Source organism: Paraburkholderia sp. GW821-FHT02A12 (genome assembly GCF_059422005.1).
Genome location: NZ_JBWKWA010000002.1, coordinates 895,125 through 910,558, shown reverse-complemented (window position 1 = coordinate 910,558; position 15,434 = coordinate 895,125). Strand labels below are relative to the sequence as shown.

Below are 15,434 nucleotides of genomic sequence, written 5' to 3'. Positions count from 1 at the left end.
TTCATCATTGACGCGCCAGGGCATCGCGGTGAACCCACGCGGCCAGTTCAAGCCGGGAACGCAAATTCAGCTTGCGTAGCAGATTCTTGACGTAGACCTTGACGGTGCCGTCGCTGATGCCCAACTGCCGGGCGATCTGCTTGTTGCTCATGCCCTCCGAAATGAGCGCCAAAGTCTGCGCTTCACGCTCGGTCAGTTCGACCTGGCGAGTGCTTCTTTCGCCGTCGGGTGCGTCGTCGTCCTGCGCCAGGAGCGTGACCAGACAATCGTCGAGCACGATCACGCCCTGCACGCAGTTGCGAATGTATAAGCGCAGATCTTCGGGCTCGGTTTCCTTCAGCATATAGCCGTCGGCGCCCAGGCGCAGCGCGCTCAACAACTCGTTGCGATCGAGCGAAGCGGTCAGCACGACCTTGCGGCTCTCGATTTCGAGCTGGCCCAGTTCATCGAGCACATGCAAACCACCCAGTCCCGGCATGTGAAGATCGATCAGGATCAGGCCAGGCCTTAACTGCTCCGCGAGCGCAATACCCTGCCGGCCGCTGGACGCTTCGCCGACCACCTGAAACTCCCCGGTCGAGTTGAAGTACTCGGCGAGGCCACGCCGGAACAATGGATGGTCGTCAATCAGAAGCAACGTCGTCGGACCCATCAAAGGACTCCCTCCTGGAAGCGTCATTCGGGACAAGCAGGCGGACCCGCGTGCCGTTCGGCTGCACATTCTCGATGGCAACGCGGGCACCTATCGCACGCGCCCGCTCGCGCATGATCTCCAGCCCGTAGTGATTTTCGTCGACCGAAGCAGGCCGCAAACCTACGCCATCGTCGGTCACGGTCACACATAGGGCGTCCACGGGATCGTCCATCACTTCGATCCGCGCATGTCGCGCGTGGGCGTGGCGGACCACGTTCGACAACGCTTCGCGCACGATCTGCAATGCGTGCAGCGCGACATCCGGCGCGAGTTCGATTTCGGGCATGCGGTTATCCAGTTCGAAAACCACGTTGCAGCGGCGCGAAAATTCATCGACGGAATCCGCCAGCGCCTGGCGCCACGAACGCCCTTCGAGCGTCAGGCGCGCGCCGGTGATCAACTGGCGAACGTCGCGCTGCAACCGCGTCATCGTGGTACGCAACTCCGCGATCAGCGGTTCCGCGACCTCGGGCTTGCGCGACTGCTGCTGCACCCGGCTGACGAGAAACGACATGAAGCCAAGCTGCTGCGCAACCGAATCGTGAAGCTCGCGGATCAGCACCTGCGCGCCGCCGTCCGCGGTGTTCGCTTCCTCCTGCTGTTCCTGCTGTTCCTGCTGTTCCTGCTGTTCCTGGTGGATCAAGCCGATCGCGGCGCCGAGCGCCTGCACCGCATTGCTGACTTCGGCCGCCAACAGCTGACTCGCGGGTGACGCCAGTTCGAGCAGCAGCGCAGCGCCGTCGAACCTGGAAACCAACCGTATGCGGCCGTCGCGCGAACATGCCGGACACAGCTGGGTCGACGGTTCGGCATGGGATCTCTTCAACGCGCAATCGCGAGGCTCATCGCATGAGAGGACAACGCCGGACGCTCCCGCTAGCAATGTTTCGCCCGCGATCGCCAGCGTCGCGCGGCTGCCGGGACGGTCCGCCTCGAGCCAGCTGAGAAACCGCTGCAACGGCTGTGTGGACCTTTGGCCGCCCGCGATGTCAACAAAGACCCGCAACAGCGCATCCCGGAAACGCAGCGAAAGATCGACGCCATCGACCTCACCAGCCGCTTGCGAGGATGCGTGTCGCCGCATTGGGGTCCGGCTCAACGGCATGCAGGGCATCCCATGAGAAAAGCCTTTTTAAAGGCAAGAACCGTGCCGTTGTCCACACCATCCCGGCACTACTCCTTTGGATATACCTCGTTGTCAGGATTGAACGGCGTTTCCCTTTGAGAAACTATTTTGCTTGTGGGGAACGCATCCTTTTCGAGTGATGTATCCGTCGGACGGCATTGACCCGCACTGACCCGCACTGACTTGCACTTCGCAACGCACTCGAATGGAGCAGACGCCCTGTTTTAGTTCAGAGGCAAATGCACACGTTTGAAGCGAATCGTGGTCCACGTGCCTGGCCCGCATCGACAGAACCAGCGACTCAACATGACATCGGACATGACATCGACGCACGACAGAACACCTGGCTCTCCTCCGAGCCTTCCGCGCTATCAGCCGCTGCGGCTATGTGAGGATGCGCGGCGGCATATTGTGGTCGTTCAGGCCGGCGCACTCGCGAAGATCGCCGCTTTCATCGCGACGCTGCCGGCCGAGCCCGACCAGAGCACATTGCTCGTGCAAGGCGATCTGTCCGCAACGGCTCGCAGTGCCTCGTTCTTCCCGGCGCGCGACGCGCTCGAGCGCCACCTTCTCGCGACCCTGGATCGCGCGGCCATCGGCTTGCGGCTTTATGTATGCGGCGACGAAGCATTCATCTGGCGCATCCAGCGCCTCGCCTGCGAAGCGGGCCTGCTGTCGGAAGAAATCAGCGCCCAGCTCGATGCCGCACCGCGCGCCGTGTATTGCGTGCATTGCAGCGCATCGCACGTGTACGACGCACTGCCCGAAGTCGAATGCATCGGCTGTGGCATTAACCTCGGCGTGCGCCAGCATTTCTCGCAGCGCGTCGGCGCGTACCTCGGCGTGTGCGCCGATCCGGATCGTCCTTACCTGGAGCACCGCGCATGAACACGATCGAAGTTCGAGTCGAAGCGACACGGCTGCTGACGCCCGCGGTGCGCGAGTTCACGCTGACCGCCGTGCACGGCCGGTTGCCGAAGTTCTCTTCCGGCAGCCATATCCAGGTGCGGTTGCCGCTGGACGAGCGTCCATTGCGCAACGCCTATTCGCTGCTCGGCGATCCGGCGAACGCGTCCAGCTATCGCATCGCCGTGCGCAAGCAGGATGATTCGCGCGGCGGCTCGGTGTTCATGCATGAGCGGGTCCGTGAAGGGTCGGCGTTGAAAATCACGCCGCCGGCCAATCTGTTTGCACTGCATTCCGGCGCGCGCGCCCACATCCTGATTGCGGGTGGCATCGGCATCACGCCGTTTGTCGCGCATATCGCCGCGCTGGAGCGCGACGCCGCCGATTTCGAATTGCACTACGCCTACCGGCAAGGGCTCACCGACGCGTATCGCGCCGAGTTGAGCGAGCGCCTGGGCAGCCGTTTTCATGGTTACGACGGCGAGCGCGCGCGCCTCGATATCGAACGGGTGCTGCGTGGCCGCCCGTTGGGGACGCATGTCTATGTATGCGGTCCGCAAGCGCTTCTGAATGCCGTGCGCGAGACAGCCCGCGCGCTCGGCTGGCCTGGCGGCCGCGTGCACTGGGAAGCGTTCGCTGCGCCGCAGCCGGGCGCGCCGTTCGTCGTGACACTCATGCGCAGCGGCTCGAGGCTCGACGTGGCGGCAGACCAGAGCCTGCTGGAAGCGCTCGAAGCGAGCGGACTCGAGATTCCGAACCTGTGCCGCGGCGGGGTCTGCGGTCAGTGCGCGACCCGTCACGTTGCCGGTGAAGTCGACCACCGCGATCTGTTCCTGCACGAATCCGAGCGCGCCACGCATCTGATGCCGTGCGTCTCGCGTGCCCACAGCACCTCTCTTTTCCTTGACCTCTGAGGACCGCGCCATGAGCGTCATTCTGAAACCCGCCGAAAGCTACCGTGAGGCGTTTTCGTTTCGCAACAGCGAAGCCGCCATTGCGCGCTTCCCTTTTCCGTTTCCCGAAGACGCCTATATGTATTCGGTGAATATCGAGCCGGCCACGCCGCGCGATCCGGGCTCGGTCTTCGAGCACTGGTTCGATATCGACGAGCACTATCGCTCCGAAGTCGCCGAGCGCGCGATCGTGCTGCAAAACGATCCGCGCCGCTGCATGGTGATGCCGCACATGCAGAAAGCGTCGTGGGACGCGCTGGAAATGATCATGGAGCATCTCGCCCAGGATTATCCCGATCTGTTTTCGCTCAAGCGCAAGGGCGATCAGTGGTTATGGAGCAATCGCGCACTCGGTATCGAGCAGGCGTTCCGTTTCGGCGACGCGCAGACGTTGCCGTGCGAGCCGCTCGAATACGTCATGCGGCAGACGCAAGGCGATATCGCGCTGCTCGATCAACGCGATGGCGACCTCTTCATGGATGCCGGCATCATCACCGGACCTGCGGACTGGTCGCTAGCGTTCGACGCGGGAATGAGTTTCAGGCAATGGCATTCGCCGGTGCCGATGGCGCACGAGATGGGCATCTTCGATCGCGCGCTGAAGTATCTGCTGAACATTCAGGTGGACCGTCCGGTACGGCGTCTGAACTGGACGCTCACGATCAATCCGCGCCTCGACACCGCGCCCGAGAACTACCACCTGTGGGGTGCGGAGCGCGGCCAGGTGACGCCGGAAAACGTCGCGCAATGCGTGCATCTGCGCGTCGAATTGCAATTCATGGCGCGGCTGCCGCAGAGCAACGCGCTGATGTTCAGCATCCGCACGTATCTCGTCAGCATGGCCGAGCTCGTCACTCATCCTGCGTGGACGCGCCGTCTTCATCGGGTGCTGCGCGACCTGCCCGAACCGATTTCCGACTACAAGGGCATGACGCGCTATCGGAAGACTCTCGTCGACTGGTTGAGCCAATTCGACGACGGCGTCTAACACGTCGCGCAATTCACGCGCACACACACAGCCCCCTCACCTCTGGAGTAACAGACATGGCTAATTCATGGCGTATTTCCGCGCTCGCCGATCGACATCGCGCATTGGGATCGAACCTGGAAGACTGGAATGGCATGGGCACCGCATGGACCTATTCCGGCGACCTCGCTGACCAGCACGAGGCGATTCGCACCAAGGCCGGCTTGATGGACGTCTCGGGTCTAAAGAAAGTCCACTACGTGGGGCCCCACGCGGAAAGCCTGCTCAACTGGGCGACCACGCGCGACGTCAGCAAGCTCTACCCGGGCAAGTCTGTGTACACCACCATGCTCAACGAAGACGGCAAGTTTATCGACGACTGCATCGTCTACCGGACCGGGCCGAACGCATTCATGGTCGTGCACGGCTCGGGAACCGGCTATGAACGCCTCGTGCGCTCGGCGCAAGGCCGCCAGGTGGCTGTGCTGTTCGACGACGATCTGCATGATCTGTCTTTGCAGGGTCCCGCCGCCGTGGATTTTCTCGCGGAACACGTGCCGGGCATTCGCGACCTGCCGTATTTCCATCATCTGCAAACGCGGCTCTTCGGCAAGCCGGTGATGATCTCGCGCACCGGCTACACCGGCGAGCGCGGCTACGAAATCTTCTGCAAGGCCGCGGACGCCCCCGTTATCTGGGACATCGCCCTCGATAAGGGCGCGACGTTCGGCATCATCCCGTGCGCGTTCACCGCGCTCGACTGGCTACGCGTCGAAAGCTATCTGCTGTTTTTCCCCTACGACAATTCCGAGATGTATCCGTTTGCGAACGAAAAGGCGGGCGACACGCTGTGGGAACTCGGGCTCGATTTCACCGTATCGCCGGGGAAAACCGAATTCTGCGGCGCGGGCGAACACTTTCGTCTGCAAGGCAAGGAGCGCTTCAAGATCTTCGGCGTGCTGGTGGACTCCACCGAAGCGGCCAACGGCGGCGACGCCTTGTGGAACGACGGCAAGCAGGTCGGCGTCGTCACCTGCGGCATGGTCTCGCGGCTGACCGGCCGCTCGATGGCGATCGCCCGCCTCGACGTGGACTACGCACGCGCCGGCGCACCGCTCGAAGTGCGCGGCCGCATCAAGGCCCGCGCAAGCGCCGCCGAGCTGCCGTTCGACGATCCGGAAAAGAAGAAGCGTACCGCGATCGGCTAATCCCCGGACGGCCCCCTACGTCTCTTACGTCTCTCACGTAATTTCAGGAGTGTCGCAGTGACCCAGAACTACATACTGACGATCAGTTGCCCGGCCACCTCCGGCATCGTCGCGGCCGTCTCGTCCTACCTCGCGCAATCGGGTTGCTACATCGGCGAGCTGGCGCAATTCGACGACCAATCCAACGGCACGTTCTTCATGCGCGCGGTGTTCCGCTTCAACGAAGCGAAGACCGGCAGCATCGACAAGTTGCGCCACGACTTCAGCAGCATCGCGAACGACTTCGCGATGCAATGGAAGCTTTACAGCGCCGCGCAGCCGATGAAGGTGCTGCTGATGGTCAGCAAGTTCGATCATTGCCTCGCCGACCTGCTGTACCGGCATCACAAAGGCCAGTTGCACATGCAGATCACCGCCATCGTCTCCAACCATCTGGACCTTCGGCCGATGGCGGAGCGCGAGGGCATCCGTTTCGTCTATCTGCCGGTGACGCAGGAGACCCGCGACCAGCAGGAAGCCGAGTTGCTGAAAATCGTCGCCGAGACGGAGACGGAACTCGTGGTGCTCGCGCGCTACATGCAGATCCTCTCCAACAACCTCTGCAAGCAGCTCGCCGGCCGGGCCATCAACATCCATCACTCGTTTCTGCCGGGCTTCAAAGGCGCGAAGCCGTATCACCAGGCATTCGAACGCGGCGTCAAGCTGATCGGCGCCACCGCGCACTACGTGACGTCGGATCTCGACGAAGGACCGATCATCGAACAGGAAGTGCAGCGTGTCGATCACGTCCTGCAACCCGATGGTCTCGTGGCCATCGGGCGCGATACGGAAACGGTGGCGCTGTCGCGCGCGGTGAAATTCCATACCGAACATCGCGTCTTCCTCAACCGCGACCGCACCGTGATCTTCCGATGAACCAGGCCCAACTCATTGACGGCCAAGCCGCCGCTGCCGCATACCGGCGAATCCGCTTTCCTGACTGGCGTAACAGCATCGCTTTCCAGCGGGAAATCCTGTGTTGTCGTACCAGATATCGAGTGAGTTAAAGACCATGAAAAAGCGCGTCGCAATCATCGGTGCAGGCCCTTCCGGAATGGCGCAATTGCGCGCTTTCCAGTCCGCGAGAGAAAAAGGCGCGGAGATTCCCGAGATCGTCTGCTTCGAGAAGCAGCAAGACTGGGGCGGTATGTGGAACTACACGTGGCGCACCGGCACCGACGAAAATGGCGAGCCGGTGCACGGCAGCATGTATCGCTACCTGTGGTCCAACGGGCCGAAGGAATGTCTGGAGTTCGCGGACTACACCTTCGAGGAGCATTTCGGCAAACCGATCGCTTCGTATCCGCCGCGCGAGGTGCTGTGGGACTACATTCGCGGACGCGTCGAGAAAGCCGGCGTGCGGCCTTATATCCGCTTCAATACGGTTGTCCGTCAGGTGAGCTTCGAGCCGGCAACCCAAAAATTCACCGTCGCCGCGCAAGACTTTTCCGCCGGCACGACCGCGTCGGAGGAGTTCGACTACGTCGTCAACGCGTGCGGCCACTTCTCGACGCCGAATGCGCCGACCTTCCCCGGCTTCGAGAGCTTTGGCGGCCGCATCCTGCATGCGCACGATTTCCGCGACGCGCTGGAGTTCAAGGACAAGGATGTGCTGCTGATCGGCAGCAGCTATTCGGCGGAAGACATCGGCTCCCAGTGCTACAAGTACGGCGCGAAGAGCATCACGAGTTGCTATCGCACCGCGCCGATGGGCTATCACTGGCCCGGCAACTGGGAAGAGAAACCGCTCTTGCAGCGCGTGCGCGGCAACATCGCCTATTTCGCCGACGACACGCACAAGCGCATCGACGCGATCATCCTGTGCACCGGGTATCAGCATCACTTTCCGTTCCTGCCGGACGAACTGCGCCTGAAGACCGGCAATCGGCTGTGGCCTTTGAACCTCTACCAAGGCATTTTCTGGGAAGACAATCCCGGCCTGATCTACCTCGGCATGCAGGACCTCTGGTACTCGTTCAACATGTTCGACGCTCAGGCCTGGTATGCGCGCGATGTGATTCTCGGCCGCATCGCGCTGCCGCCCAAGGCGGACATGACCGCGCACAGCCTCGCATGGCGCGTGAAGGAAGAGAAGCTCGCCACCAACCAGCAGATGTTCGAGTTTCAGGGCAGCTATATCCAGGAGCTGCTCGGCGCCACCGACTACCCGAGCTTCGACATCGAAGGCGTGAACCGCACGTTCCTCGAATGGAAACACGACAAGCATCACGACATCATGGGCTATCGCAACAAGTCCTATCGCTCGCTGATGACCGGCACACAATCTCCGCCCCATCACACGCCGTGGCTGTCGGCGCTCGACGACTCGATGGAGGCGTATCTGGGCGAACCCGTCCCGGCGCTGAAAACCGCCAGCTAAGCGGCGCGTACCAGGGAAGAACATGCTGATACGTACCCCCATAAGCTCGCGCCCCGCGGAGCCTGCGTTGTTTGCGCGCGAGGCCGGGCGCGAACGATATCGTGTGGCGGGCGGCGGCCTCACGGTCGTCGCGCTCACGCCCGGCGATACCTTGCAGATCGGCGATATCGAAGGCCGGCAGCCCTGCGAACTAATGGCGTTCGACGCGCAAGGCAAAGCCGCGCTGGGCGCGCTCGAACTGCGAGCGTCGGCAGACGCATCGTTCATTGCGAGTCTTTTGCATAACGGCCCGTCCTCGCCTGTGCTGACCGGTCTGCTCAAGCGTGGCGTCGATGCGGGCGCACGGCAGCCCGCGGCGGCCATCTGGAGCGGCGATACGCCGGCGGGCTTTACCCGCAAACTCGTGGCCACCGAAGCGCTGCTCGTCATCGTCGCCGCGCCAGGCATCGCAAGCGCAATCGATTCGCAGAATCCGTCCACCGATTTGCGTCTCACGATCGATCGCGCCAATCCCGCGCTGCTCGCCGCGCCGCCGCTTCCCGCTCCGCTGGCCGACGCACTGAACGACTTCACGATCCGGCCCGGCACGGCCACCGCGTACACGGTGCGCGCGGGAGAATACATTCAGGTGCTGGACGTCGCGGGCCGGCAATGTTCGGATTTCGTCGCCTTCGATCTCGCCGTGCTGGATCGAAACGAAGAACTCGACCTCGACCAGACCGTGACGAGAACGCTGAACGGCAATGCGTATCCCGCACCCGGCCTGTTCTCGAAGTTCTTCAATCGACGCATGCAGCCCATGCTCGAAGTGGTGCGCGACACGGTGGGCCGTCACGATTCATTCGCGCTGGCGTGCGCGGCGCGCTATTACGAAAGCCAGGGCTACTTCGGCCATAGCAACTGCAGCGACAACATGAGCCGCGCCCTCGCCGCCTTCGACGTGGCGCCGCGCCCCGGCTGGCCCGCGATCAATTTCTTCTTCAACACCGGCATCAATGCCCATCAGCAGATGACGCTCGATGAACCGTGGTCGCGCCCCGGCGACTACGTGCTGATGCGGGTGCTGACCGATCTCGTCTGCGTGAGCTCGTCCTGCCCCGACGACATCGATCCCGCGAACGGCTGGAATCCGACCGATATCCAGATCCGCGTCTATCCGAACAAGGAACGTTTCTCCATTGCCATGGCTACCCGAACCACGCCCGATGCCGAACCGGTCCTGACCCGCGAGTCAGGCTTTCACGCGAAGACCTCTGCGCTCACCCGCCATTTCACCGACTACCGCGGCTGGTGGCTGCCCACGCACTACGAAGGTTTCGGCACGGTTGAAGAATATTTCGGCTGCCGGGAGCGCGTCGCCATGATGGATCTGTCGGCGCTTCGCAAGTTCGAGATCATCGGTCCCGACGCGGAAGCCCTGTTGCAATACTGCCTGACGCGCGACGTCCGGCGTCTCGCGGTCGGCCAGGTCGTGTATTCGGCGATGTGCTATCCGCACGGAGGCATGCTCGACGACGGCACGCTGTTGCGTCTCGGCCCGGACAATTTCCGCTGGATTTGCGGCGAAGACTACGCCGGAGTCTGGCTGCGCGAGCAGGCGGCGGCGCTCGGCATGAAAGTGTGGATCAAATCGGCCTCGGATCAGATTCACAATCTGTCGATTCAGGGACCGCTGAGCCGCGAGTTGTTGAAGCAGATCGTGTGGACGCCGCCCACCCAGCCGCCGCTCGAAAACCTCGGCTGGTTCCGCTTTCTGGTCGGCCGGCTCGACAATTACGAAGGCTGTCCGATCATGGTCTCGCGCACCGGCTATACCGGCGAACTCGGTTATGAAGTCTGGTGTCATCCGCAGGACGCCGAACGCGTGTGGGACCGCCTGTGGTCGGCTGGGCAACCGCTAGGCATGGTCCCGCTCGGACTGAACGCGCTCGATATGCTGCGCGTCGAAGCGGGCCTGATCTTCGCCGGCTACGAGTTCACCGACGAAACCGATCCGTTCGAAGCCGGCATCGGCTTCTCGGTGCCGCTGAAGAGCAAAGCCGACGACTTCATAGGCCGCGAAGCACTACTTGCCCGCAGTGTGCATCCGCGGCACAAGCTGGTCGGGCTGGAGCTCGACGGCAATGAGCCGGCGCATCACGGAGACTGCGTGCATGGGCAGCACAACGCGCGCGCGCAGATCGGGGCGGTCACGAGCGGCGTGCGCTCGCCGATACTCGGCAAGAACATTGCGTTGTGCCGGATCGACATCACCCATGCCGAACCGGGAACGCATGTGCAGATCGGCAAGATCGACGGACATCAGAAACGCATCGACGCTCGGGTCGTGGCTCCGATCTTCTACGATCCGGCAAAGACCCGCGTCCGCGCTTGAACGGCAGCAGCACGGGCCTCGGCGTGGGCAATGGCGCGCGGCTTGCGCCGAGTGGCGCGGCGGAGCCGCGTCACCCACCCCGCTCAATGCCGCATCAAGGACCACAACAGCAGCGCCAGTAACAGCACCGCGACCCACTGCCAGAACAGCACCGGATCGCTCTCGAGCAAGGGCTTGCGCCGAACCGGCGCCATCGCGTCTCGGCTGCTCGAAAAACGTTCGAGATCAGCGCAGACTTCGAGCACGTCCTGATACCTGCGCGCCGGATCGGGCTGCAGGGCTTTTTCCAGCACCAGGTCGAGCCATTGCGGCGCGTCGGGCCGGTACTGATAGAGCGGCACGCGGCCATTAAAGCCATAGGGCAGCTTGCCGCCGCTGAACAGCCGGTACAGGGTCACGCCATACGCGAACACCTCGGAGCGCGCATCGCCCTGTGCGCCCTTCATCAACTCAGGCGCCATATAAGCGGGCGAGCCCGGTGCGGTGTCGGGGCCCGGCACCTGCATGCCCGGCATATAGCCGAAACCGAGATCGAGCAGGCGCGTGCTATCGCCCTGCATCACCAGCACGTTCTCGGGTTTGATATCGCGATGGAAGATATTGCGGCGATTCAGCGCGTCGATCGAACGGCCCAGCTGCCGCGCGATCTCGAACGCACGCGGCAGCGCCATGGGCTGAGGCGCCGCCAGCAGTTTTTCGAGCGTGACGCCTGCGCCGAGCGGCATCACCACGTAGAGCCGGGTTTGCCGGTCGGCATCGACCGGCATCGGCGCGAGCACGCCATCGTCGCCGATCTTGCCTGCCAGCCAGCGCTCGCGCACGATCGACTGGCGCACGTTCTCGTCCTGATCGACACGCGGCTTGGGAAACTTGAGCGCCAGCGGCGTGTTCGGATCAGCCAGATCGTAGCCGGCGAAAATCCGCGAATAAAAGCCGTCGCTCAACACGCTCTTGAGCAGATATCCATCGACCACATGGCCGGCGTCCGGCACGGCCGGAATCGGCAAGGCGCCGACCACCCGCTCCAGGTAACCGACATCGAGCAAAGGCAGGCTGCCCACATCGAGCACCGCGCTCGTCACGTCGTCCTGCGAGCCGCGCGTCACCGCCAGTGCGCCGAGCCGGCGCGCCGTGTCGAGCGCACCGTTGCGCGCCGCCAGCACCGTCTGCAGCTCGCGCATCGGCACGCGGCGATAGAGCCCGTCGGAGCACATCAGCAGGCGGTCGCCCTCACGCAGCTCAAGGGTTTCGATCCGCGTCACCAGCGCCGGGTGCATGCCGACCGCATGCGCCACATAAGAACCGAAGGCGACCGGCACCACGTCGTCGTCGCCGAGCTGGGTCAGTTGGCCAGCGCGCAGCAGATAGAGCCGCACATCGCCGGCCGCCACCAGATACGCGGTAGCGCGGCGCACGATCAGCGCCGCAAAGGACGCGGCCATCTGCTTCAGTGCGGGATCGACGCGGCCGATCTGATGCAGCCAGCCGTGTATTGCCTCGAGCGCGCGCGCAGCGGCCACGCCGGGCTGCAAGGTGTCGGGAAGCCCGTAATAGGCGTCGATAAAGGTCCGCACCGAGAGTTCGGCCGCGACCCGCCCGCCCTTGCTGCCGCTCATGCCATCGGCGAGAGCGATCACGCTGCCACGCGCGGCGCGCGCCGCCAGATCGCCGAGCATCACGCCGACGTAGTCTTCGTTGATGTGATCCTGCCCGCGGGCTGGGCTGGAGACACAACCGATCTCGAGGGCGGCGCACTCGCCGCGCTCCGGCCGCAACTGCAGGTCGATTTCCTGGCCGCCCATTGCGCGACGGCTGGCGGGCCTTCTCTCTGGATCGTCTGGCATCCGGCCCGTGTTCGGTGCGGGCAAGCTATCCGGGGAGAAGGGTTCACTCATTTACTTTTTGCCGTGGGTCATCACGTCGCTTGTTTCCAGATCGTGCTCGATCTTCTCGAGCACCTGCGGCGCGCGCTTCTTGAGCATCATCAACCAGATTGCGCCGACCAGCATATACGCAACGAACAGATAGGGCAGGATGTTATACGGATAATCGGGCACCGGATACACGCTGCCGATCACCGCGCCGACCATCGCCAGTGCGCCGAGCACGCCCCACACGACGTTGCTCGTCTTGAGCTCGCCCTGCTTCTTCAGATAAACCGGCGCCGCGATTGCGACCAGGAAATACACGACCAGGAAGCCAAAGGTCGCAAACGTACTGGTATAGCCGAAGGTGTTGAGCGGACCCGTGCCGAGCATCGCAATGCACACCACGAAGGTCACGATCGAGGAAAACGCAACGGCCAGGTACGGTGTCTGGTGCGTGCGGTGCACCATCCCCATCGAGCGGTGCACGAACTGGTAGCGGCCCATCGAATACAGCAGGCGACTGGACGAGTTGATGCACGCAAGCACGCACGAGAACGCGCTGACCGAGGCGATCAGATAAAACACCGGGCCGAGCGGCGAGGCGCCGACGCTCGTGAGCAAGGTGCTGAGCACGGCCGAATCGCCGCCGAGCTTGGCGGTGTCGCCGTGGTAGGCGATCGTCATCGAATAGGCCACAAACATAAAGAACAGGCCCGACAGGATCACGCTCCAGATCACCGCGCGCGGAATCACGCGCAGCGGGTTCCTGGTTTCCTGGCCGAGCGAGGCCGCGCTTTCGAAACCCACGTACGAGAAGATGCCGAGCACCATGCCCTGCGCCATGCCCTTGCCGCTCACGCCCTGCAGCCCCAGCTGCGTATGGTCGATGATATGGTCCGGATGCAGTGCGAGCACATAGATCAGCACACCACCCACGATCACCACCGAAGCGGCTTCGATCGCCAGCGACAGGCGCGAGGAGAGCTTCACGTCACGTGCCGAGAAGAACCAGGCCAGGCCGACAAAGATCGTGTAGACCGCCCACGACGGGATATTGATGCCCCAGGCCGAAAAAGCGTTCTGCACGAACACCACGCCTGCGGCGCCAACCCCCATCGCCGTGCCCACGTAAGCCGCGATCAGGCCCCAGCCGGCAATGCCGCCCGCCATTGGCCCAAGCGCGCGCGAGATATAGATGAAGAACGAACCCGCCGTTGCGATCCGGCTCGAGAGCGCGATGATGCTCATGCTCACCAGCAGCAGCCCGAGCGTCGAAAGACCATAAATCAACCAGGTCCCCGCGCCGGCCAGCGCCGCGATCGCGGTCACGTTGATCGACGGCGTAAAGGTCGGCGAAAGGTTCGCGATGGATTGGCCGATCACCTCGGCAAAACCTAAAGTCCCGGCACGCAGGCCGCCGGATGATGTCGGCGCTGCCGGCGCTGCTTGCGTGCTGCTTTGCGGAGTGCTCATGTTGGGCTCCTGATAGATTGGTGAATCAAAGCTGAATGCACTCAACTTTTCCACAGCCAAAAATCTCGAAACAACTTAATTCATCTGGTCCATCCGGGAATCCACGAAGTACCCGCGAGCGGAATGCGCGCCATCGCCGCGGCTTCCACGGTCAGGGCGACGAGATCCTCGGGCTCCAGGTGATGCACGTTCTGCTTGCCGCACGCACGCGCGATCGTCGTCAGTTCCATGTTCAGCGTCTTCAGGTAGTTGCGCACGCGGCGCGAGCCTTCGTCCGGCTGCACACGTTGTTCGAGCACCGTGTCCTGCGTGGTCACGCCGACCGGGCACTTGCCCGTGTGGCAGTGATGGCAGAATCCCGGCGACGTGTTCAGCGCCGCGTAGTCCGCCGCCGCCGAATGCAGCGCGCCGTTCTGGAAGTACGTATCGCTGTTGCAGCCGAGCGCCATCAGCATGCCCTGCCCGATCGCCACCGCGTCCGCGCCGAGCGCCAATGCCTTCGCCACGTCGGCGCCGGTGCGGATGCCGCCCGAGACGATCAGCTGCACCTGGCCTTTCATATTCAGGTCTTCGAGCGCGTCCACCGCCTGGCGAACCGCGGCCAGCGTCGGAATGCCGACGTTCTCGATGAAGCAGGTCTGCGTCGCCGCCGTGCCGCCCTGCATCCCGTCGATCACTACCACGTCCGCGCCCGCATGCACCGCGAGCTTGACGTCGTTGAACGTGCGGGTTGCGCCGACCTTCACATAGATCGGTTTTTCCCAATCGGTGATTTCGCGCAGTTCCTGAATCTTGATCGCCAGATCGTCCGGGCCGGTCCAGTCCGGATGACGGCTCGCCGAACGCTGATCGACGCCGGCCGGCAACGTGCGCATCGAGGCGACGCGCGGATTGACCTTCTGCCCGAGCAGCATGCCGCCGCCGCCCGGTTTCGCGCCCTGGCCGATCACGATTTCGATCGCGTCGGCGCGGCGCACGTCGTCCGGGTTGAAGCCATAGCGCGACGGCAGGCACTGATAGACCAGCGTCTTCGACGAGCGGCGTTCTTCCTGCGTCATGCCGCCGTCGCCGGTGGTGGTCGAGGTGCCCATCGCGGTCGCGGCCTGGCCGAGCGCTTCTTTCACGTTCGCGGACAGCGCGCCGAAGCTCATGCCGGCAATCGTGATCGGAATGTCGAGCACCACCGGCTGTTTGGCGAAGCGCGTGCCGAGCACGGTCTGCGTCGCGCATTTCTCGCGATACCCTTCGAGCGGATAGCGCGACAGCGACGCGCCGAGAAACAGCAGATCGTCGAAATGCGGCACGCGGCGTTTCGCGCCCAGACCGCGGATTTCATAGAGGCCGCGCTGCGCGGCGGAGTGGATATAGTCGATCGTCTTGCGGTCGTAGCCTTGCGACTCTTCCTGCTGCAAGCGGGCGAAGTGAACGGGTTTGGCTTCCATGGGG

12 protein-coding genes are annotated in these 15,434 nt (G+C 63.4%); 7 read left to right on the top strand and 5 right to left on the bottom strand.

Going from position 1 to position 15,434, the window contains the following annotated elements:
* Positions 1-4: 4 nt before the first annotated feature.
* A complete protein-coding gene (locus AC07WT_RS25470) occupies positions 5-652 on the bottom strand; it encodes a response regulator (protein WP_494949060.1) in 648 nt (215 codons plus the stop codon).
* On the bottom strand, positions 624-1,778 hold the full coding sequence (locus AC07WT_RS25465) for a sensor histidine kinase (RefSeq protein ID WP_494949059.1): 1,155 nt from the start codon (positions 1,776-1,778) through the stop codon (positions 624-626). Before AC07WT_RS25465 ends, AC07WT_RS25470 begins: the two co-directional genes overlap by 29 nt.
* 360 nt (positions 1,779-2,138) lie before the next feature.
* Here AC07WT_RS25465 and AC07WT_RS25460 point away from each other — a divergent pair, with 360 nt between their 5' ends.
* From AC07WT_RS25460 to AC07WT_RS25430, 7 genes are all read left to right on the top strand, one after another.
* Positions 2,139-2,708, top strand: a complete 570-nt coding sequence (locus AC07WT_RS25460; RefSeq protein ID WP_494949058.1) for a dimethylamine monooxygenase subunit DmmA family protein — start codon at positions 2,139-2,141, stop codon at positions 2,706-2,708.
* Positions 2,705-3,640 (top strand): PDR/VanB family oxidoreductase, encoded by a 936-nt coding sequence (locus AC07WT_RS25455; RefSeq protein WP_494949057.1) that lies wholly within the window; start codon positions 2,705-2,707, stop codon positions 3,638-3,640. Before AC07WT_RS25460 ends, AC07WT_RS25455 begins: the two co-directional genes overlap by 4 nt.
* Positions 3,641-3,650: 10 nt before the next feature.
* Positions 3,651-4,667: a heme-dependent oxidative N-demethylase family protein gene (locus AC07WT_RS25450; RefSeq protein ID WP_494949056.1), complete on the top strand. Its 1,017-nt coding sequence runs from the start codon at positions 3,651-3,653 to the stop codon at positions 4,665-4,667.
* Positions 4,668-4,723: 56 nt separating this feature from the next.
* Complete coding sequence (locus AC07WT_RS25445; RefSeq protein ID WP_494949055.1) at positions 4,724-5,854, top strand: aminomethyl transferase family protein; 1,131 nt, start codon at positions 4,724-4,726, stop codon at positions 5,852-5,854.
* A 57-nt stretch (positions 5,855-5,911) separates the two neighbouring features.
* On the top strand, positions 5,912-6,769 hold the full coding sequence (gene purU / locus AC07WT_RS25440) for a formyltetrahydrofolate deformylase (RefSeq protein ID WP_494949054.1): 858 nt from the start codon (positions 5,912-5,914) through the stop codon (positions 6,767-6,769).
* Between the two features lie 136 nt (positions 6,770-6,905).
* Positions 6,906-8,273: a trimethylamine monooxygenase gene (locus AC07WT_RS25435; RefSeq protein WP_494949053.1), complete on the top strand. Its 1,368-nt coding sequence runs from the start codon at positions 6,906-6,908 to the stop codon at positions 8,271-8,273.
* A gap of 22 nt (positions 8,274-8,295) precedes the next feature.
* A complete protein-coding gene (locus AC07WT_RS25430) occupies positions 8,296-10,647 on the top strand; it encodes a trimethylamine N-oxide demethylase (RefSeq protein ID WP_494949052.1) in 2,352 nt (783 codons plus the stop codon).
* Between the two features lie 83 nt (positions 10,648-10,730).
* Here AC07WT_RS25430 and AC07WT_RS25425 read toward each other — a convergent pair whose 3' ends face one another.
* From AC07WT_RS25425 to AC07WT_RS25415, 3 genes are all read right to left on the bottom strand, one after another.
* Positions 10,731-12,542, bottom strand: coding sequence for a bifunctional protein-serine/threonine kinase/phosphatase (locus AC07WT_RS25425; RefSeq protein WP_494949051.1), 1,812 nt, complete (start codon positions 12,540-12,542; stop codon positions 10,731-10,733).
* Positions 12,543-13,988: an APC family permease gene (locus AC07WT_RS25420; protein WP_492592969.1), complete on the bottom strand. Its 1,446-nt coding sequence runs from the start codon at positions 13,986-13,988 to the stop codon at positions 12,543-12,545.
* Positions 13,989-14,068: 80 nt separating this feature from the next.
* Positions 14,069-15,430 (bottom strand): FMN-binding glutamate synthase family protein, encoded by a 1,362-nt coding sequence (locus AC07WT_RS25415; RefSeq protein ID WP_492592968.1) that lies wholly within the window; start codon positions 15,428-15,430, stop codon positions 14,069-14,071.
* Positions 15,431-15,434 lie beyond the last annotated feature (4 nt).

Bases quoted from the DNA above. Each gene is read 5' to 3' on its own strand.
- AC07WT_RS25435 (WP_494949053.1), top strand. From the start codon at position 6,906: ATGAAAAAGCGCGTCGCAATCATCGGTGCAGGCCCTTCCGGAATGGCG.
- AC07WT_RS25430 (WP_494949052.1), top strand. From the start codon at position 8,296: ATGCTGATACGTACCCCCATAAGCTCGCGCCCCGCGGAGCCTGCGTTG.
- AC07WT_RS25445 (WP_494949055.1), top strand. From the start codon at position 4,724: ATGGCTAATTCATGGCGTATTTCCGCGCTCGCCGATCGACATCGCGCA.
- AC07WT_RS25450 (WP_494949056.1), top strand. From the start codon at position 3,651: ATGAGCGTCATTCTGAAACCCGCCGAAAGCTACCGTGAGGCGTTTTCG.
- AC07WT_RS25470 (WP_494949060.1), bottom strand. From the start codon at position 652: ATGGGTCCGACGACGTTGCTTCTGATTGACGACCATCCATTGTTCCGG.
- AC07WT_RS25465 (WP_494949059.1), bottom strand. From the start codon at position 1,778: ATGCGGCGACACGCATCCTCGCAAGCGGCTGGTGAGGTCGATGGCGTC.
- AC07WT_RS25425 (WP_494949051.1), bottom strand. From the start codon at position 12,542: ATGAGTGAACCCTTCTCCCCGGATAGCTTGCCCGCACCGAACACGGGC.
- AC07WT_RS25460 (WP_494949058.1), top strand. From the start codon at position 2,139: ATGACATCGACGCACGACAGAACACCTGGCTCTCCTCCGAGCCTTCCG.
- AC07WT_RS25455 (WP_494949057.1), top strand. From the start codon at position 2,705: ATGAACACGATCGAAGTTCGAGTCGAAGCGACACGGCTGCTGACGCCC.
- AC07WT_RS25420 (WP_492592969.1), bottom strand. From the start codon at position 13,988: ATGAGCACTCCGCAAAGCAGCACGCAAGCAGCGCCGGCAGCGCCGACA.
- AC07WT_RS25415 (WP_492592968.1), bottom strand. From the start codon at position 15,430: ATGGAAGCCAAACCCGTTCACTTCGCCCGCTTGCAGCAGGAAGAGTCG.